28 protein-coding genes and 1 pseudogene are annotated in these 26,519 nt (G+C 59.3%); 11 read left to right on the top strand and 18 right to left on the bottom strand.

Annotation, left to right across the window (positions count from 1 at the left end; translation table 11 throughout):
• Positions 1-133: 133 nt before the first annotated feature.
• The 3 genes from ABH944_RS38295 to ABH944_RS38285 all read right to left on the bottom strand — a co-directional run bounded on the left by ABH944_RS38295 (position 134) and on the right by ABH944_RS38285 (position 1,642).
• Positions 134-364: a YciI family protein gene (locus tag ABH944_RS38295; RefSeq protein ID WP_404659670.1), complete on the bottom strand. Its 231-nt coding sequence runs from the start codon at positions 362-364 to the stop codon at positions 134-136.
• A 148-nt stretch (positions 365-512) separates the two neighbouring features.
• On the bottom strand, positions 513-1,439 hold the full coding sequence (locus tag ABH944_RS38290; protein WP_404613059.1) for a dTDP-4-dehydrorhamnose reductase family protein: 927 nt from the start codon (positions 1,437-1,439) through the stop codon (positions 513-515).
• On the bottom strand, positions 1,436-1,642 hold the full coding sequence (locus tag ABH944_RS38285; RefSeq protein WP_404613061.1) for a cation transporter: 207 nt from the start codon (positions 1,640-1,642) through the stop codon (positions 1,436-1,438). The genes ABH944_RS38290 and ABH944_RS38285 overlap by 4 nt, the downstream gene beginning before the upstream one ends.
• 96 nt (positions 1,643-1,738) lie before the next feature.
• Between ABH944_RS38285 and cueR the strand changes: the two genes are divergently transcribed.
• Positions 1,739-2,125, top strand: a complete 387-nt coding sequence (gene cueR / locus ABH944_RS38280) for a Cu(I)-responsive transcriptional regulator (protein ID WP_062091998.1) — start codon at positions 1,739-1,741, stop codon at positions 2,123-2,125.
• 273 nt (positions 2,126-2,398) lie between these two features.
• Entirely contained in the window at positions 2,399-2,545 is a 147-nt protein-coding gene (locus tag ABH944_RS38275) for a DUF3563 family protein (protein ID WP_087882081.1), read from the top strand.
• A 95-nt stretch (positions 2,546-2,640) separates the two neighbouring features.
• On the opposite strand, the gene copM is transcribed toward ABH944_RS38275, so the two are convergent.
• The 3 genes from copM to ABH944_RS38260 form a co-directional block, all read right to left on the bottom strand.
• Positions 2,641-3,054 carry a CopM family metallochaperone gene (gene copM, locus ABH944_RS38270; RefSeq protein WP_404613064.1) on the bottom strand — a complete coding sequence of 138 codons (414 nt, stop codon included), beginning with the start codon at positions 3,052-3,054 and terminating at the stop codon, positions 2,641-2,643.
• A gap of 774 nt (positions 3,055-3,828) precedes the next feature.
• Complete coding sequence (locus ABH944_RS38265) at positions 3,829-4,674, bottom strand: 23S rRNA (adenine(2030)-N(6))-methyltransferase RlmJ (protein ID WP_097264090.1); 846 nt, start codon at positions 4,672-4,674, stop codon at positions 3,829-3,831.
• Positions 4,675-4,834: 160 nt separating this feature from the next.
• Positions 4,835-5,806: a potassium channel beta subunit family protein gene (locus tag ABH944_RS38260; RefSeq protein ID WP_404613067.1), complete on the bottom strand. Its 972-nt coding sequence runs from the start codon at positions 5,804-5,806 to the stop codon at positions 4,835-4,837.
• A 245-nt stretch (positions 5,807-6,051) separates the two neighbouring features.
• Between ABH944_RS38260 and ABH944_RS38255 the strand changes: the two genes are divergently transcribed.
• Positions 6,052-6,849, top strand: coding sequence for a 3-hydroxybutyrate dehydrogenase (locus tag ABH944_RS38255; protein ID WP_404613069.1), 798 nt, complete (start codon positions 6,052-6,054; stop codon positions 6,847-6,849).
• A 20-nt stretch (positions 6,850-6,869) separates the two neighbouring features.
• A complete protein-coding gene (locus ABH944_RS38250) occupies positions 6,870-8,165 on the top strand; it encodes a DUF3734 domain-containing protein (RefSeq protein ID WP_404613071.1) in 1,296 nt (431 codons plus the stop codon).
• Positions 8,166-8,274: 109 nt separating this feature from the next.
• Here ABH944_RS38250 and ABH944_RS38245 read toward each other — a convergent pair whose 3' ends face one another.
• Positions 8,275-9,474 (bottom strand): amino acid aminotransferase, encoded by a 1,200-nt coding sequence (locus ABH944_RS38245; RefSeq protein WP_404613072.1) that lies wholly within the window; start codon positions 9,472-9,474, stop codon positions 8,275-8,277.
• A gap of 484 nt (positions 9,475-9,958) precedes the next feature.
• Between ABH944_RS38245 and uvrB the strand changes: the two genes are divergently transcribed.
• From uvrB to ABH944_RS38215, 6 genes are all read left to right on the top strand, one after another.
• Entirely contained in the window at positions 9,959-12,052 is a 2,094-nt protein-coding gene (gene uvrB, locus ABH944_RS38240) for an excinuclease ABC subunit UvrB (protein WP_404613074.1), read from the top strand.
• 315 nt (positions 12,053-12,367) lie between these two features.
• Entirely contained in the window at positions 12,368-12,916 is a 549-nt protein-coding gene (locus ABH944_RS38235; RefSeq protein WP_404613076.1) for an iron transporter, read from the top strand.
• Positions 12,917-13,019: 103 nt separating this feature from the next.
• Entirely contained in the window at positions 13,020-13,367 is a 348-nt protein-coding gene (locus ABH944_RS38230) for a cupredoxin domain-containing protein (RefSeq protein ID WP_404613078.1), read from the top strand.
• Between the two features lie 81 nt (positions 13,368-13,448).
• Positions 13,449-14,294, top strand: coding sequence for an FTR1 family iron permease (locus tag ABH944_RS38225; protein ID WP_404613080.1), 846 nt, complete (start codon positions 13,449-13,451; stop codon positions 14,292-14,294).
• Positions 14,295-14,311: 17 nt separating this feature from the next.
• A complete protein-coding gene (locus ABH944_RS38220) occupies positions 14,312-15,706 on the top strand; it encodes a 4Fe-4S binding protein (protein WP_404613218.1) in 1,395 nt (464 codons plus the stop codon).
• Between the two features lie 81 nt (positions 15,707-15,787).
• Entirely contained in the window at positions 15,788-16,201 is a 414-nt protein-coding gene (locus ABH944_RS38215; protein ID WP_404613081.1) for a GlcG/HbpS family heme-binding protein, read from the top strand.
• A gap of 282 nt (positions 16,202-16,483) precedes the next feature.
• On the opposite strand, the gene hemP is transcribed toward ABH944_RS38215, so the two are convergent.
• The 4 genes from hemP to ABH944_RS38195 form a co-directional block, all read right to left on the bottom strand.
• Complete coding sequence (gene hemP / locus ABH944_RS38210) at positions 16,484-16,744, bottom strand: hemin uptake protein HemP (RefSeq protein ID WP_404613082.1); 261 nt, start codon at positions 16,742-16,744, stop codon at positions 16,484-16,486.
• Between the two features lie 141 nt (positions 16,745-16,885).
• On the bottom strand, positions 16,886-17,380 hold the full coding sequence (locus ABH944_RS38205) for an SRPBCC family protein (protein ID WP_404613084.1): 495 nt from the start codon (positions 17,378-17,380) through the stop codon (positions 16,886-16,888).
• 84 nt (positions 17,381-17,464) lie between these two features.
• The gene (locus ABH944_RS38200; RefSeq protein ID WP_404613086.1) at positions 17,465-17,875 is read right to left on the bottom strand and encodes an OsmC family protein; all 411 of its coding nucleotides are present in this window, start codon (positions 17,873-17,875) and stop codon (positions 17,465-17,467) included.
• A gap of 158 nt (positions 17,876-18,033) precedes the next feature.
• Positions 18,034-18,906 (bottom strand): pirin family protein, encoded by an 873-nt coding sequence (locus ABH944_RS38195; RefSeq protein ID WP_404613088.1) that lies wholly within the window; start codon positions 18,904-18,906, stop codon positions 18,034-18,036.
• A gap of 167 nt (positions 18,907-19,073) precedes the next feature.
• On the opposite strand from ABH944_RS38195, the gene ABH944_RS38190 reads away from it, so the two are divergent.
• Entirely contained in the window at positions 19,074-20,036 is a 963-nt protein-coding gene (locus ABH944_RS38190; protein WP_404613090.1) for a LysR substrate-binding domain-containing protein, read from the top strand.
• A 362-nt stretch (positions 20,037-20,398) separates the two neighbouring features.
• Here the strand turns inward: ABH944_RS38190 and ABH944_RS38185 are convergent, their stop codons facing one another.
• The 7 genes and pseudogenes from ABH944_RS38185 to ABH944_RS38155 all read right to left on the bottom strand — a co-directional run bounded on the left by ABH944_RS38185 (position 20,399) and on the right by ABH944_RS38155 (position 26,479).
• Complete coding sequence (locus tag ABH944_RS38185; protein WP_404613092.1) at positions 20,399-20,824, bottom strand: ExbD/TolR family protein; 426 nt, start codon at positions 20,822-20,824, stop codon at positions 20,399-20,401.
• A gap of 93 nt (positions 20,825-20,917) precedes the next feature.
• Positions 20,918-21,640, bottom strand: a pseudogene (locus ABH944_RS38180) (MotA/TolQ/ExbB proton channel family protein); the annotation flags it as partial.
• 82 nt (positions 21,641-21,722) lie between these two features.
• On the bottom strand, positions 21,723-22,496 hold the full coding sequence (locus ABH944_RS38175) for an energy transducer TonB (protein ID WP_404613094.1): 774 nt from the start codon (positions 22,494-22,496) through the stop codon (positions 21,723-21,725).
• A 338-nt stretch (positions 22,497-22,834) separates the two neighbouring features.
• Positions 22,835-23,071, bottom strand: a complete 237-nt coding sequence (locus tag ABH944_RS38170; protein WP_404613096.1) for a (2Fe-2S)-binding protein — start codon at positions 23,069-23,071, stop codon at positions 22,835-22,837.
• Positions 23,072-23,327: 256 nt separating this feature from the next.
• Complete coding sequence (gene murI, locus ABH944_RS38165) at positions 23,328-24,248, bottom strand: glutamate racemase (protein ID WP_404613098.1); 921 nt, start codon at positions 24,246-24,248, stop codon at positions 23,328-23,330.
• A 13-nt stretch (positions 24,249-24,261) separates the two neighbouring features.
• The gene (bfr, locus tag ABH944_RS38160) at positions 24,262-24,738 is read right to left on the bottom strand and encodes a bacterioferritin (RefSeq protein ID WP_062092015.1); all 477 of its coding nucleotides are present in this window, start codon (positions 24,736-24,738) and stop codon (positions 24,262-24,264) included.
• A 217-nt stretch (positions 24,739-24,955) separates the two neighbouring features.
• A complete protein-coding gene (locus ABH944_RS38155) occupies positions 24,956-26,479 on the bottom strand; it encodes a fumarate hydratase (RefSeq protein ID WP_404613100.1) in 1,524 nt (507 codons plus the stop codon).
• Between the last annotated feature and the right edge of the window lie 40 nt (positions 26,480-26,519).

Raw genomic sequence — 26,519 nt, 5'->3', positions numbered from 1 at the left:
AGTAGGTAATCGTCAGGCTCCCCATTCGCTGCAGCGACTGCGCAGCTAGACAAAAACCCCACCCCATAAAGGTGGGGTTTTTGCGTTTCAGGGTCTGCGTTTCAGGTCCACCTTCCGTGAAGTTCTTCTCGCTCTAATCGCTTGTTTGATATGGCGATTGGCGTTTTCTGTTCACCCAGCAAGCCGACTCAACCGCATCCGTTGGGTCCTCCCGCAGAGGAGCGGGCGCACCTCTCGACCGGCGGGCGACAGGCGATGACCTGCGGCCCCACGCCAGCGCCTCGTCTTGGTTGGCGGCTTCCAGCACCCACAAACCGTCCACGTGTTCCTTGGTCTCCAGGTATGGCCCGTCGGCGATGATCATCCCACGCATCGGGCTGCGTCCGCAGCAACGTCGCGCTGCTTGCCGGGTACGGGCCGCCAACGAAAATCCTGACGCTAGCAGCCTTCATGTGAGAATGCAATTGAATTAGGACGTCGTCTGCTCGGCTATGCCCGAATCTCACCGCTGCTCACAGGCTTGTTGGACGTGGCCAGTTTCGCAGCACGGAGCGAATCGCGATGTCGAAAGGTGTTCTCTGTCCGATCTTCAAAGCCTCCAACGCATCCGATGCAAGGTGGCAATTTTGTGGGCGCGGCGTGGTATCAATTGGTGTGTGTTGCGCCGTGATCCGGGCATCAACGTTCAGCACGCGTGCGATGCTTTGCGCGATGTCGAACTTTGTCATAGGCTCATCGCCGGACCAGTGCTTAACGCCCGTCACCGATTCGCCAATTTCGTGGCGTTCCAGCAACTGCCGGATCACAACGGCCACGTCCGGCGTGAAGGTGGGGTAGCGCGTTGCCCAAGCATCCATCACCGCGGGCGCTGGTCCGCGAACTGATTCCACAATTGCCGGTGTCAGGCTGGTCACCGCTGACTCCCCCCAATCGATCACCGGACCATACAGCAACGGCAAACGCAGTACGCAAGATTGGGCGCTGGATTGCAGCAACACCTGCTCTCCGTCAAGCTTGCTCCGACCGTAGGCGTTCAGGGGATTCGGCGCATCGTCAGGCTGATAGGGCGGTCGTGTGCCATCGAAGACATAGTCGGTCGAGATGGAGAGCACCCACGAACCGATTTCCCGCGCGGCGCTCGCAATAAAGCCTAATGCGTCGACATTCAATGCTCGCGCGAGCGCCGGGTCATTCTCGCAAACGTCAGGACGCCGTTCGGCCGCAGCGACAACGATCGCGTCGGGTGCGTGATCGGTGATGAATTCCCGAACGGCGCTCTCATCGCGGACATCGAGCGTGACAGTGCTCGCGTCGCCATGACGAAACGCTGTTCGCACCACCTGCCACCGGGGGAACGCGGCCAGCTCGTTCGTAACGGCGCGTCCAAGCAACCCGGACGCGCCAATCAACGCAACTTTGAAGTGCGCCCCCCGATTCATGCGGCTTTCGCCGACACGACGGTGTAGCCGGCCTCATCGATCGCTTCCTTGAGCGCATCGATGGTTTCGGTCGACGCCACGACAACACGCCCATGCTCGAGATCCACCCGGACTTGGGCAGTGGCGTCGATTTCGTGGATCGAACGCGTGACAGCGACGACACAATGCTGGCAGCTCATGCCTTCCACCTTGAATTCAGCCATATCAATTCCTTGCTTCGGTTCTGTAAGAGCGGACTATGCTATACCTTCCCATCGTTGGAAGGCGTAGAGTTTAGGAAAAATTCAGGAGTGTCTGCGATGAACATTGGCGAAGCGGCGCGCGCGTCCGGCGTGACGGCCAAGATGATTAGGTACTACGAGAGTGTTGGTCTTTTGCCACCGGTTGACCGCACCACATCCGGATACCGGATGTACGGGACCCAGGAGGTTCACGCACTCCGTTTTGTTCGGCAAGCGCGTCGACTCGGCTTTCTGGTCGACGATATTCGCAAACTCCTGGCGTTGTGGCAGGACCGGCAGCGCGCCAGCGCAGAGGTCAAGGCGATCGCGCTTGAACATGTCGCGGAGCTAGACCGGCGGATCGCAGAACTCACGGATATGCGGGACACGCTTGCCCATTTAGCGGTGCATTGCCACGGTGATGGGCGGCCCGATTGCCCCATTCTGGAAAGACTCGCCGAGTGATCATGTTGGTGCGTTCCGGTGTGTCTCCAGCTTGATTTATGCACTAATAATGTGCAATATTTCCACGATGCGCCGCAGGTTCCTGATAAAACTAGTGAAATCAACCACTTGTTCCGACGCGGTGCATGCACCATTCCAAAAGAGAATGCACTCAATGCAGGCATTTCACTAACACCGCCAGCATAGTTCGTCTATAATCCGGGTTAACCCTTTCGAGGGATATCCCTGACCCGAACCGCCGGGGATTCATTTGAAATCCTTGGAGAAAAAATCATGTTTGCATTCTTGCTCGAAAAAGTCAGCATCTGGTTTGAAACCGCCGAACGTAATCGTCGCGAAGAATATCTGGCGCAATCGTCGGATATCGTTCAGCTCGAAAAGCGTATCCGCTCGTTGGAAACTGAAGGCTACTCGCTGTAATTTCAGTCGAAAACATCCGGCCGGAAAATTGAACAAGCCCCGCATGCGGGGCTTTGTCGTTTTTGGGCTGCGTTCGCAGGGTCAGGCCGCGTCGATCACTTTTTCAGCGGGTGCGCTGCGAGCCATTGCTTCATGAACGCAATTTCCCTGTCCTGCGAAGCAATGATCTCCTTGGCCAACGCGCGCAACTTCGCGTCCTTGCCATACTTCAACTCGACTTTTGCCATTGCGACCGCGCCTTCATGGTGAGGGATCATGTGCGCGACAAAGTCATGATCGGCATTGCCGGTGTATTGGATGTCGGACATGCCGGACATCATCGAGTGATCGGCTGCCTGGAATTCCTTCGTCGAGGCGGAATCGCCCTGATCGCCGCTTGCGGCCGACATGTCCATGCCCGCCATAGATGCCGAGGATGCCGGCATCTGTGCAAACGCAGCGGGCACTGAGACAACGAATGAAAGTGCAAACGCGGCTGCGCCAGCGAGGAAGGTTTTCGAGAATGTCATTGAATCTCCTTAAATTTCGACTTTCGAGAAAGCTAGCCTAAAGCTTGCCATCGCGGTAAGGTAAAGCGCTTTTATATGATGTGAACTGAATCGACCAGATACACATGTCGGCGATCATTCATTCGCCAAAGGGGCACCGTCGTGAGTCCAGACCTTCAACCTGTCAGATATGTGACGGCCGCAGCGCTATCGCTTGTTTTGGGTTTGACGGCGTTGGACGCATCAGCCCAAGCGGGCGGTCAGCCACTCATTCTGGATACGCAGACGGGGATTCACAGCGGCGCGGGCGGTACTGTTCTGCAGACGGGGCCGCTGAATGGCGCAGGCATGGTGCCAGCGCGCCCGATGGCCACGTTGCCCGAATTGCCGCAGCAAGATCAGCAGACAATCATCGTTTCGCCATACATTGAACTTCAGCAGGGCAAGCATCACGCGGGGCAGGGATACGGATCGTCAACGGGCTCACAGCCGTCGTTGTCCAATTACCAGCATGGGCCACGTTCAACGTCGCCACAGTCCGGCGTCTCTTACGGGGTGTCAACCGGAGTGCAAACCCAAGCCCCCGCTTCAACGCAGCCTGCGGTGCAGCAATCAAGGAAGTCTGTGGCCATGCCTTCGGGTCTGCCCCCGATAATCTCTCCAGTACCCACCGCAACGTCGAAATCCGTTGCTACAAAACCTCTGCCGACCCTGCCGGTCCGGTCATCGGATCCGCATAGCCAAACCGGCGCGGTTACCACGTCGCTTGATTAACGGCGAACTGCGCAGACGCGTTCAATCGCCGCGATGTTCGAGTTTGAACGCCGCCTTGCTGTCCTGACCCAGTGCATCGACGAGATAGGGTAGCGTTTCTTTCAACTCACCAGCGAGCGTATACGGTGGATTGACGATAAACATGCCGCTCCCGAACAGGCCAAAGCCGTCGACGGGCGGTTTGCTCACGGTCAATGACGCATGCAGCCAATTCTTAGGTTGCACGCGCTTCAATTGATCGGCGAAACGCTGGGACTCGAGCCGGGTGACTTGCGGGTACCAGATTGCATAGGTGCCCGTCGCAAAACGCTTCAGGCTTTCCTCGAGGCAGTTCAGCGTGCGCGCGTAATCGCGCTTGTCTTCGTACGACGGGTCAATCAGGACAAGTGCCCGGCGCGGCGGCGGCGGTAACAGCTTGATGATGCCTTCGAAGCCGTCGCCTTCGAAGAGCACGGCCCGCCGGCCGGCGTCGCGGAAATTGTGGCGCAACACATCAATTTCGGTGGAATGCAGTTCGAATAACCGCATGCGATCCTGCTCGCGCATTACCCGCCATGCGAGATAGGGCGACCCGGGATAGAACTGCAGCGAGCCGTCTGCATTCAGCGCCTTTACCTCTTTGACGTAATCCTTGAGCAAACCCGGCAAGTCACGCTTGGTCCAGATCTTGGCAATGCCCGTTTCGAACTCACCCGTCTTGGTCGCAAAGCCATCGGTCAGCGAATACACGCCGGCGCCGGCATGGGTGTCGATATACCAGAACGCCTTGTCCTTCTGGGCAAGGTGTTGCAGCAACTGCACGACGACCGCGTGTTTCAGCACGTCTGCGTGGTTGCCTGCGTGAAAGGCGTGTCGGTAACTGAGCATGGCAAATGAGTGAGCGAGACGAGAATGAGCGCGGCCTGAGCCAGACGGACGAATAAAAGCGCCTGAGCGCCGAGATGCGAAGCCACTGTACGGCACCACAAGGCGCACGCGGCAGGGTCGTTATTGTAGCCGACGACCCTGCATGTCCAGGACCTGCGGCTCAGACGAACGCTTCGCCCACGATTTCCTCGATGCGCTGCTTGATCTCGGGCGTGATTTTTTGCACGACGTCGATGGCCTTCATATTCTCGTGAACCTGCTCCACCCGCGACGCGCCCGTAATCACGGTGCTGACATTCGGATTCAGCAAGATCCAGGCGAGTGAAAGCTGTGCCAGCGAGCAGCCGAGCTGGTCCGACACTTCCGCAAGGTGCCCGACAATGTTGTTCGCGCCCTTGTCGGTCAACTTCTTGGCCAACCACTCGTAACCCTGGAGTTGCGCACGGCTGTCCGATGGGACGCCATCGCGATACTTGCCGGTAAGCAGCCCTGAAGCAAGCGGACTCCAGGTTGTCAGACCCAGTCCAGTATCTTCATAGAGGCGCTTATATTCGTTCTCGACCCGCTTGCGATGCAGCAGGTTGTATTCGGGCTGCTCCATTACCGGTTTGTGCAGATGATGCCGCTCGGCAATGTCGTATGCCGTGCGAATTTCGTCAGCGCTCCATTCCGATGTGCCCCAATACAAAGCCTTGCCCCGCGCAATGATGTCACTCATTGCCCAAACCGTTTCCTCGATCGGTGTATGCGGGTCGGGCCGATGACAAAACACGAGGTCGACATAGTCGAGTTGCAGACGCGCAAGCGAGCCGTCAATGGCGTTATGCAGATACTTGCGGCTGAGCGTTTGCTGTTGGTTCGGCCCTTCGCTGATGCCAAAGAAAAACTTGGTCGACACTATGTAGCTTACCCGCGGCCACGCGAGCTCCTTCAACGCGCGGCCCATGATTTCCTCGGACTTGCCTTTGGAATAGACCTCGGCGTTGTCGAAGAAATTTACGCCGTGATCGCGTGCGGCAGCGAGCGACTCGCGCGCCGCGCGATGGTCGACTTGCGTGCCGTAGGTTACCCACGAGCCAATCGACAATTCGCTGACCTGCAGGCCGGAACGTCCTAGCCGACGATAGTTCATGTTCGCGATCTCCAGTTTTGGGTTTGAGTTGCATCAGGCGGGTTTCAAAGCTTAATCCGATTCCAGGATTCGCGCGCCGTCGCCCGGTTTGGTCGGCCTTTACGTTCCGTTTATACGTGTCCGAACGATAGCCTGGCCGGATGGCGTCGAATAGCTGGCCGAAAGGCCTATGACATTTATCGAGGTTGATCAGCGCGGCGTTGCGTGGTTTCATTGGTCGAATCTGAACGGAGAAGGGGCGGCAAATGACATCACTGAATACGAGTCTGGCGGGCAAGGTCGCGGTGGTCACGGGCGCCGCAAGCGGGATCGGCAAACAAATTGCCCTGACTTTTGCGCAGGCGGGTGCAGCGGTTGCCATAGCGGATCTAAACCAGGAGGCCGCCGACGCCGTGGCCGGGCAGATCAAGGCGCAGGGCGGCCGTGCGTTAGGCGTCGTGATGGACGTTACCGACGAGCAGGCGGTAAACACAGGCATTGATCGAGTGGCGGCCGAATTCGGCTCGATCGATATCCTGGTGTCGAATGCCGGCGTGCAGATCGTCAACCCGATCGAAAACTATGCGTATTCCGACTGGAAGAAGATGCAGGCCATTCACGTCGACGGGGCGTTTCTAACCACGAAAGCCACGCTTCAGCACATGTACAAGGACGATCGTGGCGGGGTCGTGATCTATATGGGATCGGTGCATTCGCATGAAGCGTCGCCGCTCAAGTCCGCGTATGTCACGGCCAAGCACGCGCTGCTCGGGCTGGCTCGTGTGCTCGCGAAGGAGGGCGCGAAACATCACGTGCGCTCGCATGTGGTGTGCCCGGGTTTCGTGCGCACGCCGCTTGTCGACAAGCAGATTCCCGAGCAGGCGAAGGAGCTTGGCATCAGCGAAGAGGACGTGGTCAAGAACGTGATGCTGGGCGGCACGGTCGATGGGGTCTTCACAACGGTGGAAGACGTAGCCCAGACGGTTTTGTTCCTCGCAGCTTTCCCCACGGCCGCGCTTACGGGTCAATCAGTCGTGGTGAGCCACGGCTGGTACATGCAGTAAGGCTTGAAACAGGAGTTTCAATGGCAGAGCGAACGAGTAGTGCACGTGGACGCAATGAGGCGAAAGGAATCAAACGGACGAAGGCGACGAAAGAGCCTCGCAACGTGACGTCGCTCGACGTTGGTGAACCGTCTGAGGTATTTGCCTCGGGTGGTCCCGAAGCGGACAAGCGTATCAAGTTGCCGCCCTATGAAACCATCGCGTTGATGTTGCAGGGTGGTGGGGCGCTCGGTGCCTATCAGGCAGGTGTGTATCAGGGGTTGAATGAAGCGGGTATTCACCCGAACTGGATTGCCGGGATATCCATTGGCGCGTTGAACACGGCGATTATCGCGGGGAACGCGCCTGAGAATCGCGTGCCGCGGCTGCTGGAATTTTGGGAGACGATCTGCCAGCCTGCTTTTATGCCGCCCCTGCCCGCTTTCATCGAACACGCGTTCTTCAATTCCACCGACGAGATCCGCAAGGCGTTCACCGCGATGCAGGCCGCGAGCGCCCTGGTCGAAGGGCAGAGGGGATTTTTCATACCGCGTTTTCCGCCGCCGTCACCGCTGGCTGCGGGGCACCCTGGCACGGCGAGTTTCTATGACACACAGCCGCTGAAAGGCACGCTCGAAAGGTTCTGCGATTTCGACCGGATCAACTCGCGCGAGACCCGGGTGTCGGTGGGCGCGGTGAACGTGGCCACCGGTAATTTCGCGTATTTCGACAACACGCACATGACGTTGCGCGCGGAGCATTTCATGGCGTCGGGGGCATTGCCGCCGGGTTTCGCGGCCGTCGAGATTGATGGTGAGTATTTCTGGGACGGTGGCCTGATGTCCAATACGCCACTTTACGAGATCGTGCAGACCACGCCGCGCCGTGACACGCTGGCGTTCCAGGTCGATCTCTGGAGCGCGCGTGGGCCGGTGCCGGACAGCATTGTCGATGTGATGGGGCGCGTGAAGGACATTCAGTACTCCAGCCGGACGCGGCTCGTTACCGACACCTTGCAGCGCTCACAGCGGTTTCGGAACGTCCTGAGGGAAGTGCTGGACAAAGTGCCGGTTGACATCCGCAACAGCGACCCGTGGTGCAAGACGGCGGAGGAACTCGCGTGCTCGAAGCGTTTTAACGTCATCCACCTCATCTACCGGCAAAAGGAGTACGAGGGGAACTACAAGGATTTCCAGTTCGGGCTGTCGACCATGCGTGAGCATTGGGAAAGCGGCTTGTCCGATATCCGCGGCACACTCGCGCATCGAGATTGGCTTGATATGCCGAACAACGATGCGGGTTTCATCACGCACGATATTCATCGCGACGGACGTTGATCGGGCGTCACTGGTGCGAGCGGCCGTTCCGTGTCCGCAGCACGCTCGGGACTTCAAAAAAAACGGCGCTCACACGGAGCGCCGTTTTTAGAAACCACGAAAAGCAAACTTACTTCAGCACGGTCGCGATGGCGTTGGCTACCACTTCAAGATTGCGCGTGTTCAACGCGGCCACGCAGATGCGACCCGTGCTGACGGCGTAGATTCCGAATTCCTCACGCAAGCGATCAACTTGCGCCGAGGTCAGGCCGGAATACGAAAACATGCCGCGCTGCTGGTTCACGAAGCTGAAGTCGCGCTGCACGCCTGCTGCCTTGATGTGCTCGACCAAGCCGTTGCGCATGGCGCGAATACGGTCACGCATTTCGCCGAGTTCCTGTTCCCAGGTAGCGCGCAGTTCGGGCGAAGCGAGCACGGCGGCCACGACCGAGCCGCCGTGTGTCGGCGGATTCGAATAGTTCGTGCGAATCACGCGCTTCAATTGCGACAGCACGCGCGTAGCTTCTTCCTTGGAGCCTGTGATGATCGACAACGCACCTACGCGCTCGCCATAAAGGGAGAACGATTTGGAAAACGATGACGACACGAATACGTTGATGTCTGCCTTCGCGAAAAGGCGAACGGCCGCAGCGTCAGCGTCGATGTTCTCACCGAAGCCCTGATAAGCGATATCGAGGAACGGCACCAGCGAGCGTGCCTTGACCGTTTCCACGACCTGTTGCCATTGCGCCGGGGTCAGGTCGACACCGGTCGGATTGTGACAGCAAGCGTGCAACACCACCACCGTTCCGGCCGGGTAGCTGTTGAATGCTTCCAGCATGTCGTCGAACTTCACGCCATGGGTGGCTGCGTCGTAGTACGGGTAGTTCACGACTTCAAAACCGGCGTATTCGAACAACGCACGATGGTTTTCCCAGCTCGGGTCGCTGATGGCGATTTTGCCCGTGGGATTCAGCCGCTTCAGGAAGTCGGCGCCAATCTTGAGCGCACCCGTTCCACCCAGCGCCTGCGCCGTGATCACGCGGCCGTCGGCGATCAACTGGGAATCGTTGCCCAGCAGCAGCTTTTGCACGGCTGCGTCATAAGCGGCAATGCCTTCGATGGGCAGATAACCACGCGGTGCGGCCAGTTCCGTACGCGCTTTTTCGGCTTCGCGAACGGCTCGCAGGAGCGGGATCTTGCCTTCTTCGTTGAAATACACGCCCACGCCGAGATTGACCTTGGTGGTGCGTGGATCGGCGTTGAAGGCTTCGTTCAGGCCCAGAATCGGGTCACGGGGGGCAAGCTCGACGGCTGAGAAAAGAGACATGATTTATCGGCGGTAGTGGAAAGGCGGCACGGGCGGTCGGGATGGGGTTGGCAACTGATCGGCAGCCAATCGCAGATCAGCGGCTAAAAAGCGGGGCAAACCGGACCTCAAGGAGCCAACAAAACTCCGTCCCATCGATGAAAACCCCAGTCCGGCATTGTAACGAATCGAGCGCTGGTTTTCGGCGTCGCGAAACGGAAGAAACGGGGGATTTCGCTATTTTTTTCCAGCAATTCCCCGTTTTTGTACAAAAAGCCAGCCAACTACCCGCAGCGTACCGGAACATTATCGTCAAGCTTTCACTCGTCAAAACAATCACTTGCGATTTCCGTGCTGACGCCCCATCTTCGAAACACCGGGTATCAGCGAAAGCTGGCGCAAATTGCCTCGAACCTGTACCCACAATCCTGATTCGCCGTCCAAACCCGCTCCAGCGCGAACCGCTAGAATGGGTGTTTGCTCTCGGCCTAGGCACCTCACCCTCATGTCCGATACCCCGCTACTCGAAACCGCCGAAACCCTCGACGAATCCAAATTTGTCACCTTCGAAGGTTCGCCGTTCCAGCTTTATCAACCGTATCCGCCCGCGGGCGACCAGCCGACGGCGATCGCGACGCTCGTGGAAGGGATCGAGGACGGTCTGTCGTTCCAGACTCTGCTCGGCGTAACGGGCTCGGGCAAGACGTTCACCATGGCCAACGTGATTGCGCGCATGGGCCGGCCGGCGATTGTATTCGCGCCGAACAAGACGCTCGCCGCGCAGCTCTACGCGGAGTTTCGCGAGTTTTTCCCGCGCAATGCCGTTGAATACTTCGTTTCCTATTACGATTATTACCAGCCGGAAGCCTACGTTCCGCAGCGCGACCTGTTTATCGAGAAGGATTCGTCGATCAACGAGCACATCGAGCAAATGCGGCTCTCAGCGACCAAAAGCCTGCTCGAGCGGCGCGATGTGGTGATCGTGGCGACGGTGTCGGCAATCTACGGTATTGGCAATCCGTCGGAATATCACAAGATGATCCTGACGCTGCGTACCGGCGACAAAATGGGCCAGCGCGACATCATCGCGCGCCTGATCGCAATGCAGTACAGCCGCAACGAAGCCGATTTCTCGCGCGGGACGTTCCGCGTGCGGGGCGACACCATTGACATCTTTCCCGCGGAGCACGCAGAAATGGCGGTGCGCGTAGAGCTGTTCGACGACGAAGTGGAGTCGATGCAACTCTTCGATCCGCTTACCGGCCGCGTGCGCAACAAGATTCCGCGTTTCACCGTGTATCCGTCGTCCCACTACGTAACGCCGCGCGACACGGTGATGCGTGCCATCGAAACAATCAAGCTGGAGTTGCGCGAACGGCTCGAGTTCTTTCACAAAGACGGCAAGCTGGTGGAGGCGCAACGGCTTGAACAGCGCACGCGTTTCGATCTGGAAATGCTGCAGGAACTGGGTTTCTGCAAAGGCATCGAGAATTATTCGCGGCACTTTTCCGGCGCGGCGCCGGGCGAGCCGCCGCCAACGCTCGTCGATTATTTGCCGCCTGACGCGCTGATGTTGCTGGACGAGTCGCACGTGCTGATCGGCCAGTTGAACGGCATGTACAACGGCGACCGGGCGCGTAAGGAGAATCTGGTCGACTATGGTTTCCGAATGCCGTCGGCGTTGGACAACCGGCCGCTCAAGTTCAACGAATTCGAACGGAAAATGCGCCAGGCAATCTTCGTTTCGGCCACGCCGGCCGATTACGAAAACCGCACGGCGGGGCAGGTGGCCGAGCAACTCGTGCGGCCGACTGGCCTGGTCGATCCGGAGATTGAAGTGCGTCCGGCGCGCTCGCAGGTGGACGACGTGCTTGGTGAGATCAATGCGCGCGTCAAGGTGCACGAGCGCGTGCTGGTCACGGTGCTGACCAAGCGCATGGCTGAACAACTAACCGAGTTTCTTGCGGATCACGGCGTGAAGGTGCGCTACTTGCATAGCGATATCGACACGGTCGAGCGCGTGGAAATCATCCGCGATTTGCGTCTCGGCACATTCGACGTGCTGGTCGGGATCAACTTGCTGCGAGAAGGGCTGGATATCCCGGAAGTGTCACTGGTCGCGATCCTCGACGCCGACAAGGAAGGTTTTCTGCGCGCGGAACGCTCGCTGATCCAGACGATCGGCCGGGCAGCGCGCAACGTGAACGGCAAGGCGATTCTTTACGGCGACAACATGACGGATTCGATGAAACGCGCGATCGGGGAGACCGAACGCCGCCGCACGAAGCAGATTGCGCACAATCTCACGATGGGCATTACGCCGCGCGGTGTGACCAAGCGCATCAAGGACATTATTGACGGCGTCTATAACGCCGACGACGCCCGTGCCGAAATGAAGGAAGCGCAGACGCGTGCGAAGTTTGAAGACATGTCCGAGAAGCAGATATCGAAGGAAATCAAGCGGCTTGAAAAGCAGATGATGGATCACGCGAAAAACCTGGAATTCGAAAAAGCAGCGCAGACCCGCGACCAACTGTCGCTGCTCCGGCAGCGCGTCTTTGGCGCCAATGTGGGCGACCACATTACGGGTACTAGCTAAACGTAAGTATTTCAGGGCAAGGAACGCGGCAACCCAAGCGGGTTCGCCGCGTTTTTTTCGCCTGACATTCCGTCGCGCGACATCTCCAGCATCTCAAAAACCCAGCAGGCACAAGGCTCGTTGATTTCCATCAAATTGTTTCATCCTTCGATCGGTGCTAAACTCTCCAACCATTGAGAATGGTTCGTATTATCGTTGTCGGTTACATTTTTATTGCGATTTCCTATCATCGACGCCGGATTGATCGGTGAACTGACCGGTCGGATCGAGCGCACGCCCAGCGCCTGTCCGATCAATAACAAGAAGGAGTGAAGGATGCAGGTTTCAACTTTTGTTCGCGGCTCGGTGGCCGCAGTCGCGCTTGCGGCAATGGCGTCGGTATCGGCTGCCGAATATCCGATCGGCAAGCAGCACATCGAGAACGGCATGGAAGTGGGGGCGGTGTATCTGCAGCCCATCACCATGGAACCGGAAGGCATGATGCGCAAGGCCTCGGATTCCGACGTGCACCTCGAGGCCGACATCCACGCCGTGAAGAACAATCCGAACGGCTTCGCGGAAGGCGACTGGATGCCGTACCTGCAAGTGACCTACGAGCTGACCAAGGTCGGCACGACGCAAAGCATCAAGGGCGACATGATGGCCATGGTCGCAAGCGACGGCCCGCATTACGGCGACAACGTAAAGCTCTTTGGCCCGGGCAAATACCACCTGAAACTCAACATTGCGCCGCCGATGCAAACCGGCCACATGGCCTTCGGCCGTCACGTCGACAAGGAAACGGGCGTGGGTCCGTGGTTCAAGCCCTACACGATCGAATACGATTTCCCGTTCGCCGGCATTGGCAAAAAGGGCGGGTATTGAGCATTCGAGCATTTGAGCATTCGAGTCAGGTGTCTGGCGTGACGTGGACATCAAGCGACATGAAGTGAAGCGTCCCGCCGGACGTCGCAGCCAGGAAGCATGCATGCAACGCAAATACAAGTTGGTCGCCGCCTCGCTAGCCTTGGCGGCCGGATGGTTCGCCAGTGTGGCAACGGCGCAAGCCGCCGACCTGCCGACCTTCAAGCTGGAAATGAACGACGGCAAGCTGAATCCCACGCGTATTGAAGTGCCGGCGGGACAGCGCATCAAGATCGAAGTGCACAACATCGGCAAGGGTGCGGCGGAGTTCGAAAGTATCCAGTTGCGCAAGGAAAAAGTGCTCGCGCCCGGTGCTGATTCCTTCGTCGTGATTGCGCCGCTGGAGAAGGGCGAATACAAGTTCTTCGACGACTTTCATCAGTCGGCGCAGGGTGTCATCGTCGCGAAGTAAGGTCATGCAGGGCCGGTTCGTGCGCTGTTCGTCCAGTGTCGTGCGCAAACCGCTCCGGTCTGCAAGAGCAGGGGATAAGTGATGGGTCAGGTTCTTTTCATCGTGTGGCGAGAGAGTGTCGAGGCGCTGCTGGTTGTCGGCATCCTGTACGCATGGTTGAAAAATGGCGATGCCGACGCGCGTCGCGGCGTTCCGTATTTGTGGGCCGGCGTGGCCGCCGGGTTGTTGGCCGCCATAGCGCTGGGCGCAGCGCTGGTCGGGTTCACGGAAGAGCTGTCCGGCGACGCACAGGATTATTTTCAGACCGGCATGGTTCTGGTCGCGTGCGTGCTGATCGTGCAAATGGTGCTGTGGATGAAGCATCACGGACGGTCCATGAAACGCGACATGGAAGCGTCGCTGGAAAAGAGCAAGCAGGATGCGAACTGGTGGGGCGTCAGCTTGCTGGTCGCGCTTGCTATTGCGCGTGAAGGCAGCGAGACGGTGATTTTCCTGTACGGCCTCGGCTTCGGCCAGTCGGGCCACGTCGATCCGATGCAGTACCTGGCGGTTGCAATTGGCCTGGCGCTTGCATTCCTGACGTTTTATCTGCTCCAGCTTGGCGGCAAGATCTTTTCGTGGCGGCTTTTTTTCCGCGTGACGGAGATCATGCTGTTGTTCCTCGCGGCGGGCTTGTTCGAAACGGGTGTCGATAAGCTTATCGACAAGGAGATCCTGCCCGTCGTCATGAATCAGGTATGGGATACGTCCTGGCTGCTCGATGATTCCAGCACCTTCGGTTCGCTGGTCGCCACGCTCACGGGTTATCGCGCGCACCCGGCCGGCATGAACCTGATCGCGTACGCGGTGTATTGGGGCGTGATCTTCCTGCTCCTGCGCCGATCGAAAAACCGGATGGCGCAAAAATCGGCGAGAAAAGTGGCATGAGCGGCATCAGTGACGCCATGAACCGACCCGGCCGGCTGCAGCAAGCCGGGCAATGGATGCAACAACACGGCAGCCTGATCCGCGGCATTCAGTGGGTCGTGGTCGTCGTGTATGCGTTTCTGATTCTGGTGCCAGCCGTCCTGCCGCTGCCGGACGGCACCGCGCATCTCTGGAGCAACCTGACGCTGGCCGCGCAGTTCGTGTTCTGGGGCATCTGGTGGCCGTTCGTCCTGCTGTCCATGGTGATGCTCGGCCGAGTGTGGTGCGGCGTGCTGTGTCCCGAAGGCGCACTGACCGAGTTCGCGAGCAAGTTCGGCCGCGGCTGGGCAATTCCGCGCTGGTTGCGCTGGGGCGGCTGGCCGTTCGTCGCGTTTGGCATTACCACCATCTATGGCCAGATGGTCAGCGTTTATCAGTATCCGAAAGCCGTGTTGCTGGTGCTGGGCGGATCGACCGTCGGCGCCATGATCATTGGCGTGTTGTATGGACGCGAAAAACGCGTGTGGTGCAAGTATCTCTGCCCCGTGAACGGGGTGTTTTCGCTTCTGGCGCGGCTCGCGCCGTTCCACTTCAAGGTCAATGAGGACGCGTGGCGCCGCTCGTATAAAGAGGGCGAGCACGGGCATCGCGTGATACCCGTCAACTGTGCGCCGCTCGTGCCGCTGCGTGCCATGAAAGGCGCATCTGACTGCCATATGTGCGGCCGCTGCAGCGGCCATCGGGACGCCATATCGCTGGAGTGGCGGTCGCCCTCGGCCGAAGTCGTGCAACTCGGCGATAAACAGGCAAATCCGTGGGACACCGCACTCATTCTGTACGGCCTGCTGGGCATTGCTATTGGCGCGTTCCACTGGACCGTGAGCACATGGTTTGTCGACCTGAAGCAAATCTTCGCGTCGTGGCTGATCGATCGCAACATCCTCTGGCCGCTCGATACCAACGCGCCGTGGTTCCTCTTCACGCACTACCCCGAGCAAAACGATGTCTTCTCCTGGCTCGACGGCGGGATGGTCGTGGGATATATCGTGGTGACGGGGCTTATGTATGGCACGGCGCTTCTGGCCTTGCTGGCCGCCGGCACACGCATGCTCGGGCGTTTCGATTTCACACGCCTGCATCACCTGACGCAGGCGCTCATTCCCGTGGCGGGATGCGGCGTGTTCCTGGGTTTATCGGCGACTACGGTGTCGCTGCTGCGCGCCGAACATTTGCCGCTCTGGTGGGTGACCGACGTGCGTCTCGGCTTGCTTGGCGTCGCGAACCTCTGGAGCGCGTGGCTCGCCTGGCGCGTCATCGGCCGCTATGCGCGCGGGCGCTTTGTCACGCAAAGCGTGGCGATGCTGTGCTTCATCGCCGCGCTCGCTGTCGCCGATAGTGCGTGGTACATGATGTTCTGGGGCTTTTCGCGGTAACGTTGCGGGTATCGGCCAATCGTGAGCCAATCGCAGGCCAATCGATTCATCAACGCAACGACCATCCCAACAGGTGAAGAAATGAGAACGAAACCCGTATTGACCGACGTGGACGTGAAAGCCATCGCGGCAGCGGCTGAAGCGCACGCATTGGCGAACAAGTGGAACGTGGCGATTGCCGTTGTCGATGACGGCGGTCATCTGCTTCACCTGCACAGGCTGGACGGCGCCGGCGCGAGCACAGCCGAGATGGCCACGGGTAAGGCACGTACCGCTGCGCTGGGCCGACGCGAAACGAAAGTGTATGAAGACATGATCAAGCAGGGCCGCACCGCGTTCTTGAGCGCACCGATGACTGCCATGCTGGAAGGTGGCGTGCCGATCGTGGTGGGTGCGGATATTGTCGGCGCCGTGGGCGTGTCGGGCGTGAAGTCGGACCAGGACGCGGCGGTGGCGCGAGCGGGCATCGCTGCATTGGGGATCGAGAGCGTTTAAGGTTCGAAGGAAGCAATGTTGCGCAAGGCCGGTGAAGCGCGTCGGTCTAAATAAAAAAGCACGTTTTCGTGAGAAAACGTGCTCTTTGCTTAGCTGATGGTGCTCTTCAAAGCACATGGCGGGAACCAAAAAAAAACGGCTTCGCTGGCTATGGACGACTGGCTGGTGTTTGCACGAAGGGGTCTAAATTCTCGCGTGCAAGCCGTCATTGCTGGCTACTGCCAAACACCTCTCGAAGAGGTGGTCCCCACAATACCCGGTACTGCAATTCTGTCCCGCTCGTTACTTGGTGAGGATCAACTTGCCCAGACGCGTGGCACGCAACTGATACGTCTCACCGTTATGCATGATGCTGATGTGGCTATGACCCTGCAGCAGTGTGTCGCTGCGCAGCGACCGCTCGCCACTCTCCGACGCACCACTCGACGGCGCTGTCCGCGCGGTCGTTACCGCCGCTGTGCGGGGACGCGAAATAGCTGCTGCCGCGGAGCGTTCGACCGGGCGACGTAGCCGAAGCGTGTTGGAGCGCAGGATGTCGGTCATGTCGAAGAGTCCGTTCGTTAAGTCGATGGAGTAATCTTAATGATAACCATTCCCATTTACAATAACGAAGTATTCATCGATCACACGTTTCGATAGCCATTGACTGTTTGCTGGTCGAGACAATCGAAACGTGGCGCTACGTTAGTGCAGCGGGCCTTCGAGGGGGCTGCCGTGCGCGAATTGCCTGATCAGGCGGACGGTGTCGATATCGGCTTCCCGATACGCGGACTTCACGATCTCCTGCGTCTGGAGCGCGTCGGTGCTCGCCTGCGGGTCGTCGGCGACCGGCAGGGTGGTCGCGTAGGTGAATCGCAGGAACAACTGCAGCTCGTCCGGTTGCTCGATCGCCATGGTCAGCGAGCCGCCTACGTATTCGGCAGTCGGCAGGATGTCGTAGCGGACGCTGGTTTCGGGGATCAGCGTCACGCGGTCACGCACGATGGCTTGACCATAGTGCAACTCGCGTTCGAGCACGTCGCCTTCACGTGACAGGATCGCGCAGCGGTCCAGGCCGATCACAAACAGTTGCGGCTGTTCCGCGCGCAGCACGAGCCCGTGCCAGACCTGCTCGCGGGTCATTGATTCCACGAAAGGGTTGAGCGGGTCGTTGATCTGGATGAGGTGTTCGAAATTCAAAACGACGTTTTCCTTGGGTTGTTCGTTTGGCCGGAAATCGCGGGGAGTACGCAACCCGCTCATGTAGCCGCTCATGTAGCCGGTTTATGCCGGCGTAAGGCCCGAATGAATCATGATCGTGCCGCTGAGAATCTTGTGCACGGGGCACGCATTGGCGATTTGCAAAAGCCGTTCCCGCTGGGTGTTGTCGAGTTCGCCGGTCAATACTATCTGGCGGTCGATCACCGTGCCTTCCGGCGTGGTGTCCAGCGTGAGCGTCACATGCACCGCTTCGAGCGGCCACGCCTTGTGCTTTGCGTACATCTTCAGCGTGATCGACGTGCACGCGCCCAGGCTCGAAAGCAGCAAGCTGTGAGGCGTAGGGCCGCTATCCACGCCGCCGTGTGAAGACGGTTCGTCCGCAATCCAATCATGCTGACCATCGCTCAACGAAACCTGAAAATCCGCTGCACCAATGCTGGCGCTGACGGGCGGGGTCACAAACTTTTCGGACATGCGGTACTCCAGGGTTGGCGAATGGGCAGACGCTGCGGGAAATAAAAAGCAGACGATAAAACGGCGCGGCACGAACGACTATTGTGACGCAAATAGTGTCATTCGTGCCGCGCCGGTGAAACAAGCCCGGCCTGACCGCCCGACGGCGGCGAGCCGGCCTAGTGGTTGATCGTGCCCATGCGTCCCGCCTGGTAATCGACCACGGCCTGGCGTATCTCATCCTCCGTGTTCATGACGAACGGGCCGTAGCGGACTACTGGTTCTTTCAGCGGCACACCACCGATCAGCAGCAATTCGAGCGGTTCGTCTCCGGCGGTGAACGTGACCGTGTCGCCATCATCCGCGAACACGATCATCTGCTGCGCCCGCACGGCCTGCTTTGCCTCGCCATAGAGACCATCGCCCGACAACGCATAACCGAACACGCGAAAGTCGCGTGGCACCGGATGCACGATCGACGCGCCCGGTTCCAGCGAGAAATGCTGGTAAAGAATGGGCGTACGGGTTTCGATCGCTGCCTTCACGCCGAGCGCTTCGCCCGCGATGACCTTCACGCTCACACGGCCGTCGACGCTGGTCGCAACCGGAATTTGCCCGGACGCGATCTCCTGATAATGCGGCGGGATCATCTTGTCGCGCTTGGGCAGGTTCACCCAAAGCTGCAAGCCATGCACGCGGCCGCCGGTGCGCGTGAACTCGGGGTCAGGCATTTCGCTGTGGACGACGCCCGCGCCGGCCGTCATCCATTGCACATCGCCCTGACGCAGCGTGCCGGAGTGTCCCGCTGAATCCTTGTGGCCGAACTGGCCCTCGAGCACATACGTCACGGTTTCGAAGCCGCGATGCGGATGATCGGGGGCGCCTTTCGCCTCGCCGGGCGCGTAGTCGACGGGGCCCATTTCATCGAGGAGCAGGAACGGGTCGAAGTCCATCAGAAGCCGCGTCGGAAACGGGCGATGGACGACAAAACCACCGCCCTCCACCGTGCGGAGCGCCGGAATTGTGCGTTCGATACTGCGGGTGCTTTCCATTTTGTCCTCGCTTGTGGGCCAGCGTGGCCGATGCAACGGGTGACGCATTAGCGCCAAATTTAAGACATGGAGCTATTATATGGATGGCATTTCCCAGAAAAAGCCGTCAAACCGCAATGGATTGTCCCACCCGTGAAACAACGCAAACGCACGACAAACCCGATCGCATGAAACCTGATTCGCATGATCTCAATGATCTGATGTATTTTTCGTACGTTGTCGAGCATGGTGGTTTCTCGGCAGCGGAGCGGGTGCTTGGTATCTCCAAGTCGCGCTTGTCGAGGCGCGTGTCCGAGCTGGAAACATCGCTCGGTGTGCGTTTGATGCAGCGCTCCACCCGAAAACTCGCACTGACGGAGGCCGGCCAGCTTTTTTACCAGCACTGCAAGGCGATGCTCGCAGAAGCCCAGGCCGCTGTTGACGTTGTGCATAGCCTGCGGGATTCGCCGCGCGGGAGTGTGCGCGTGAGCGTGCCGGTGACCATATCGCAGACGTTCTTGTCAGCGATAATGCCGGACTTTTTACATCGATACCCCGAGGTTCGCGTCATCCTGAGCGTGACGAATCGCGTGATCGATCTGTTCGAAGATGCCGTCGACGTTGCGTTGCGCGTGCGTTCCGAACCGCCCGTCAATTCGACTATTGTTGCGCGCCCGCTTTGGCGCACGGAACAAATGCTGGTGGCGGCGCCTTCCTTGCTCAAGCCGAATGCGCCGCCGCTCACGCCGTCGGAGCTGGCGCAATTCGACACCATTGATGTCCCGGCGACCGATGGCCGTCACGTCTTTCGCCTGATCGCACCCGATGGCACGCGCCACGAATTCGAGCATGAACCGCGCCTTGTCACGGCAGACCTTGGAATGATTCGGGAAGCGGTCCTGCGCGGCGTGGGCATCGCGGCGCTGCCGGAGATGATGTATGGCGCCGCGTTGCGTACCGGCCAGATGTCGCCGGTGATGCCAGGCTGGACTTTTCCGACTCCGCAGCTCTATGCAGTGTTTTTATCGCGGCAGGGCATGGTGCCGGCCATTCGCGCATTCGTCGACTTTCTCGTCGAGTCGATCAATGACAGCAATCGCTTCCCGGGAGAATGTCCTCTTCCGATCGAGCCTGCTCGCGAAACAGTGTGACTAATCTCGGCTCCGCCTTAAGTTTCTGACATTGAAGCGTGCGCTTGCGATGGTCAGATTCAATCGCCACCGGCTTGAACGCGTTGTGCTCGGGCGCTATATTGAAATCTCTTCGCTAAGGAGCTGCTTATGCGAAAACTCACGGCCACTTTTATAGTAGGCCTGATAGGGCTAATAGCGCTGTCCGTGTCGAGCACGGCTGTCGCATGTAGTGGTACTGCGGATTCAACCTATTCTGCTCCAAAGTAACCGCTAGCCCGAATGTGCCGGCGCGCACACAAAAAAAGGCCTTCATCATTGCGATGAAGGCCTTTTACTTTGTGGGCTTTGACATGACGTACGCGCGCACAAATCGCGCTGGATTACTTGCTGCCCGCCTTCGGTTCCGTGACAAAGCCGATCTTCGATAACCCGCCGCCTTGCGCGGCCGACATGACGTCGGCGACACGCTCATACGGGACCTTGCGGTCCGCGCGCAAACGCAATTCCGGCTGCGGTGTTTGCTTCGATGCGTCGGCTATACGCGCTTGCAACGCGGCATCGTCGACTTTCTGGTCGTTCCAGAGCACCGTGCCGTCCGCTTCGACAGCAACGTCCACATGCGCCGGCTTCGTGTCCTGCGGCGCGCTGCTCGCCTTCGGCAAGTCGATTTTCACCGCATGGTTGATCGCGGGAATGGTGACGAGAAAAATGATCAGGAGAACCAACATGACGTCGACGAGCGGCGTCATGTTGATCTCGCTCATCATGCCGTCGTCCTCGTCGGAGGAGAAAGGGCTCATGGCCATGACGACGTCCCCTTAGCTCACACGCGATGCAGGCTGCTTGGACCCTGAAGCGGTCCCGGAAGCAACCCCCGGCGCGACGCTCGCAGCAGCGTATTGCGTGGCCAGGCGCAGACCGTCGCCGCGCTTGCTGGACGCGAGCTTGGTGCCCGTCACGAAGAACGCATGCAGGCCGTGCGCGAAACGGTTCAGCTTCGTGACAATGGCCTTGTTCCAGCGCGTCAGCGCGTTGTAGCCGAGCACAGCCGGAATGGCGACGAACAGGCCAAAGGCCGTCATGATCAGCGACTCGCCGACCGGTCCCGCGACTTGATCGATAGACGTCTGGCCGGTTGCACCAATGGTCAGCAACGCGTGATAGATCCCCCACACCGTGCCGAACAACCCGACGAACGGCGCGGTGCTGCCGATCGACGCGAGCACGGCGAGCCCCGCCTGCATGCGTCCGACGCCTTCATCCATGGTGTCCTTCAGGCAGCGCGTGATCCAGTCCGACACGTCCATGCGGTCGTGCAGATGCGGTTGCGTCTGATGATGGTGATCGGCCGCATCCTGCCCCGAGAGGGCGAGCGCCAGGAACGGGTTGTCCTGCGCGTTCGCGGAGTGGCTGCTCAGCTTCCTGATGCCGTCGGCGAAATCGTCCGAATGCCAGAACGCCTGCTCGGCGTTTTTCGTGAGGCGTTTCAGGCGCACCACGTTCAGGCCCTTCACCAGAATCACTGTCCACGACAGGATCGACATGATCGCCAGCGCGAGCGCGATACCCCGTGTGACGAAATCCCCTTGCGCCCAGACATGCGCCAAGCCGTAGTTTTGCATTGCAGTTCCTGTAGATATCTAGAAATTAGGTCGAATCTTTTTGTGTTGTTCAGCGTTCGATGGATCGGTCCCGACCGTCGTGTTAGTCGTTCAGCCCGAATACGAACGGCTGGGAATACGCGGCGCGGATGGCCACCCCGTTTTCCTTGTAGGGCTTGCATGCGCTCGCACGCATGGCATCCAGCGCGGCATCATCCAGCCGCGACGATCCGCTGCTCTTCTTCAGTTCGATGTTCTCGATCTTCCCCGTCAACCCGACGACGAACTTCACCAGCGCGGTTCCGGATTCCCCACGACGCCGCGACATTGCCGGGTAGTCCGGCATCGCGATGTTGCATTCGAGATGCGCGACGTCCTTTGGCGCGTTGAGCTCCATCGTCGGACGCCCGATAGCCGGAGCGGCGGCCGGCGCTGCCGCAACCGGTGGCGCAGGCGGAGCGGGAGCGGGTTCCGGCGCGGCCGCCGCAACAGGCGAGGGCGCGGTGGTTTCCGGCAACGGTGTCGGTGCGGCTTTCACGCGTGGTTGAACGACCGGCTTGGGCTTCGGCACCGGCTTCGGCGGAACCGGTTTCGGCGGCGGAGGAACGGGCGTCGACTGAATCGCCACGGGCGCGGCGACCAGTTGCGGCGGCGCGGGGCTGATGAGTTCGGCGGTGAGTGTCTTCGATTCGATCGGTCGCGGCGGCGACTCGTTGCGCATGGTCAGCACAACGGCGAGCAGGCCTGCGTGAATCGCCACCACGGCGACACTCGCTGCAATCACGCGCGGATTGATGCCCGGGGATTCGGTCGAACGGAAGGAATAAGCGTTAAGTGCCGCAGCCGAATTGCCGGGCGATATCTTGGAAGACGGCATATCAGCGTGGTTGTACGGTGGTGACACCGTACGAACAGCGAAAGCCCATGCAGCATGTAAGACTGGAGGACTTCATTTTCGGAAGATGAGCAGAGAAATAAACAGTGTCGTCACAAAACCGATCAGCAATTCCATCGTTCCCTCCTTAAATGGGGGTTGGCGGGCTGGCTCAATGTGACCTGGCTTGCGAGCGGAGAGGCAGAGACTGCAATGTCAGAGACTGCTATGTCAAACAGACTTGCGGCATATAACGATAGGCTTGAAAGCCGTGCACCGTAATTAGTGTGGTGATACAGCAGTGACCCGCGAACGCGAATCCCCTTTGACCTGAAGCGTGCTTACGCAGCCTTGCGTTCGTAGAACGTCAGTGGCACTGCCTGATGCTGATCGCCGCGCATGCTGCAATGCGACGCGCAACCGCTTTGCAACATCACGTCGCGCACGGTTTCTTCGCATTTGCCGCAGCACAGGGCGACACCCAGTTCGAATTGCAGTTCGTCGAACGTAGCAACGCCATCCGCGATTGAGGCGCGAATCTTTCTGTCCGACACTGACTTGCACACACAGACGATCATGATCAACCGCGATAGATAACGTTAATGCGAATTATTATCATTCCTTATGAGGAAGTTGGCAATAGGGGTGAACGGTTTTTTTCGGCATGCACCGGGAGGGAAAAGGGGCCGGGGTGCAGAGCCTTGTCGCAGAAGGCACGCGACGCATGTAAAAAACTGAAACCGCGTGCGTGGAAGGGGCTTTTTCAGCCGATAGAGCTGTTTTCCTGCGCTTTTGAAGCGAACGGACGGCTTGGAACCGCTGTGAAGCGCAACTTCAGGCGGGATCGGATTCCGGTCCCACCGTGCGTCGTGAGGGGATCACAACGTGTTCGACGGCCACATCCAGCCCGAGCAGCGACGCCGCGAGTTGTCGCAGAGCCTGGCCGTCGCTAGTCGAGTAAAAGCGCGGCAATTCAACTGCCTGAGCTTGAGCTTGATCCAGACGAGGCACTGCACGCAGACCAAACGAATCCAGTTGCCGTTCGAGTTGCCGCGCGATCGCGACGCTTGTGTCGACCAGCGTGAGCCGATCGCCGGCAATGGAGCGGATGGCTTCATCGAGGAAGGGATAGTGCGTGCAACCGAGCACCAGCGTGTCGGCGTTGGCGTCGAGCATGGGTTCCACATAGCTTCGCAGCAGCCCGAGGAGTTCAGGCGAGTCCAAGTCGCAGCGTTCCACCGCCTGCACGAGGCCGTGGCCCGGCTGCAGGATGAAGCGGCAGTCGGCGGTATGGCGCTCGGCCAGCGCCTGAAACCGCGCGCTGCGCAGCGTAACGGCTGTCGCGAGTACGCCCACCACGCGGGTTTGCGACGTGATTGCCGCCGGCTTGATGCCCGGTTCCACGCCGATCACGGGAACGGCCAGCCGTTCCCGGGTTTGCGCAATTGACTGCGAGGTCGCCGTGTTGCATGCGACTACCAGCGCCTTCGCACCTTGCGATACCAGCCATTCGCAGATCGCGAGCGTCCGGTCGGCGATAAAGTCGTCATCGCGTTCACCGTACGGCGCGTACAGCGAATCCGCGGCGTAGATCAACCGTTCGTCCGGCAACGTGGCACGTACCGCGCGTAACACGGACAGACCGCCGAGGCCCGAATCGAAAATGCCGATGGGCGCGTTCGAACCAGGCTTCTCGGGAGAAGCGCCAACATCAACCGCGGGGCTATACGATGAACGAAGGGCGTCGAATGGCATGGTGGCCGGTAGTTTACTCGTTCTCGCCCATCATGGTTTGCTGATAGTTCTGGATGCCGACCTTCGCCACCAGATCGATCTGCGTTTCCAGCCAGTCGATGTGCTCTTCCGTGTCGTCGAGAATCTTCACAAAGATTTCACGCGAGATAAAATCGCGAACCGACTCGCAATAAGCGATGGCTTCCTTGCACGTGCTCTGCGAAATCTGTTCGAGCTTCAAGTCGCACTTAAGGATTTCTTCGGTCTCTTCACCGATCAACAGCTTGTGCAGGTCCTGCAGGTTCGGCAGGCCGTCAAGCATGAAAATGCGCTGGATCAACCAGTCGGCATGCTTCATCTCGCCAATCGACTCGTCGTATTCATGCTTGCCGAGCTTTTCCAGCCCCCAGTGCTTGTACATGCGCGCATGCAGGAAGTACTGGTTGATCGCAGTCAGCTCGTTCTTCAGCTGCTGGTTGAGATATTCGAGGGCTTTTACGTCGCCTTGCATGTTAGTTCCTTGTGTGGGCGTTTCAGCTGTTCAAACATAACCGCTCAAGTTTAAAAAGCCAAGATGAAAAAGGGTGTTTTTCCCGCTATTTCATGGAGATTTCACGTTTTCGCGCGCTGGAATGAGAATGAAAACAGTTCTCTTCGCAGTAGCCCGAAAATGCAAGAGCCGGGCGCATGGCCCGGCTCTTTTTAGCTCGTATTGCTAAGGTCGTAGTTTAAACCGTCGCGACCGGAATCTTGCCGATCTTTGCTTGCCATTCCTTCGGTCCCGTCTGGTGGACCGATGTTCCGGTCGAATCAACGGCAACCGTCACCGGCATATCCTGCACGTCGAATTCGTAGATGGCTTCCATGCCCAGGTCTTCGAATGCGATGACCTCGGCGCCGCGAATCGCCTTCGACACCAGGTACGCCGCACCGCCCACCGCCATCATGTACGCGGCCTTGTGCTTCTTGATGGCCTCGATGGCAACCGGACCGCGCTCCGCCTTGCCGATCATCGAGATCAGGCCGGTCTGCGACAGCATCATGTCGGTGAACTTGTCCATGCGCGTGGCCGTGGTGGGGCCCGCCGGGCCAACGACTTCCTCGCGGACAGGATCAACCGGGCCGACGTAATAAATCACGCGGTTGGTGAAATCGACGGGGAGCTTTTCGCCCTTGGCGAGCATGTCGGCAATACGTTTGTGAGCCGCGTCGCGCCCCGTCAGCATCTTGCCGGAGAGCAGCAGCGTCTGGCCCGGCTTCCATGCCGCGACCTGTTCCTTCGTCAGCGTGTTCAGGTCCACGCGCTGGCTCGTCTCCGTGTTGGCGACCCATTCGACCTTCGGCCACGCGTCGAGCGAAGGCACGTCGAGTTTCGCCACGCCCGAACCGTCGAGCGTGAAATGCGCGTGGCGCGTGGCCGCGCAGTTCGGGATGATCGCGATCGGCTTCGATGCAGCGTGCGTGGGCGCGGCCATGATCTTCACATCGAGCACGGTGGCGAGGCCGCCCAGACCCTGCGCGCCAATGCCCAGCGCGTTGACTTTCTCGTGCAGCTCCACGCGCAACTCTTCGATCCAGTCCTGCGGTCCGCGTGCGATGACGTCCTGGATATCGATGGCGTCCATCAGCGATTCCTTCGCCATGACCATCGCTTTCTCCGCCGTCCCGCCGATGCCGATGCCGAGCATGCCGGGCGGGCACCATCCGGCGCCCATCAGCGGCACGGTTTTCAGCACCCAGTCGACGATGGAGTCCGACGGGTTCAGCATCGCGAACTTCGTCTTGTTCTCCGAGCCGCCGCCTTTGGCCGCGATCTGGACATCGACTTTATTGCCGGGGACGATCTCGTAGTGGATCACCGCCGGCGTGTTGTCCTTCGTGTTCTTGCGCGCGCCTTCGGGCGGGCTGACGATGGATGCGCGCAGCACGTTGTCCGGATTCAGGTAACCGCGGCGCACGCCTTCGTTGATCATGTCGGTGACGCCCATGGTCGCACCGTCCCAGCGTACGTCCATGCCCACTTTCACGAACACCGTGACGATGCCCGTGTCCTGGCAGATCGGCCGGTGGCCTTCCGCGCACATGCGGCTGTTTGTCAGGATTTGCGCGATGGCGTCTTTTGCGGCCGGACTCTCTTCGAGTTCGTACGCGCGGCCGAGTGCCTGGATGTAGTCGAGCGGATGGTAAAAGCTGATGTGCTGCAGCGAATCCGCAATGCTCTGGATCAGGTCTTCCTGCTTGATGATGGTCATGGCTTGAACGTGTGGGGACGATACGTTATCGGGACTTTAT

It is taken from the genome of Caballeronia udeis (assembly GCF_044909315.1).
GTDB lineage: Bacteria > Pseudomonadota > Gammaproteobacteria > Burkholderiales > Burkholderiaceae > Caballeronia > Caballeronia udeis_A.
This window is presented reverse-complemented; position numbering and strand designations above follow the sequence as displayed.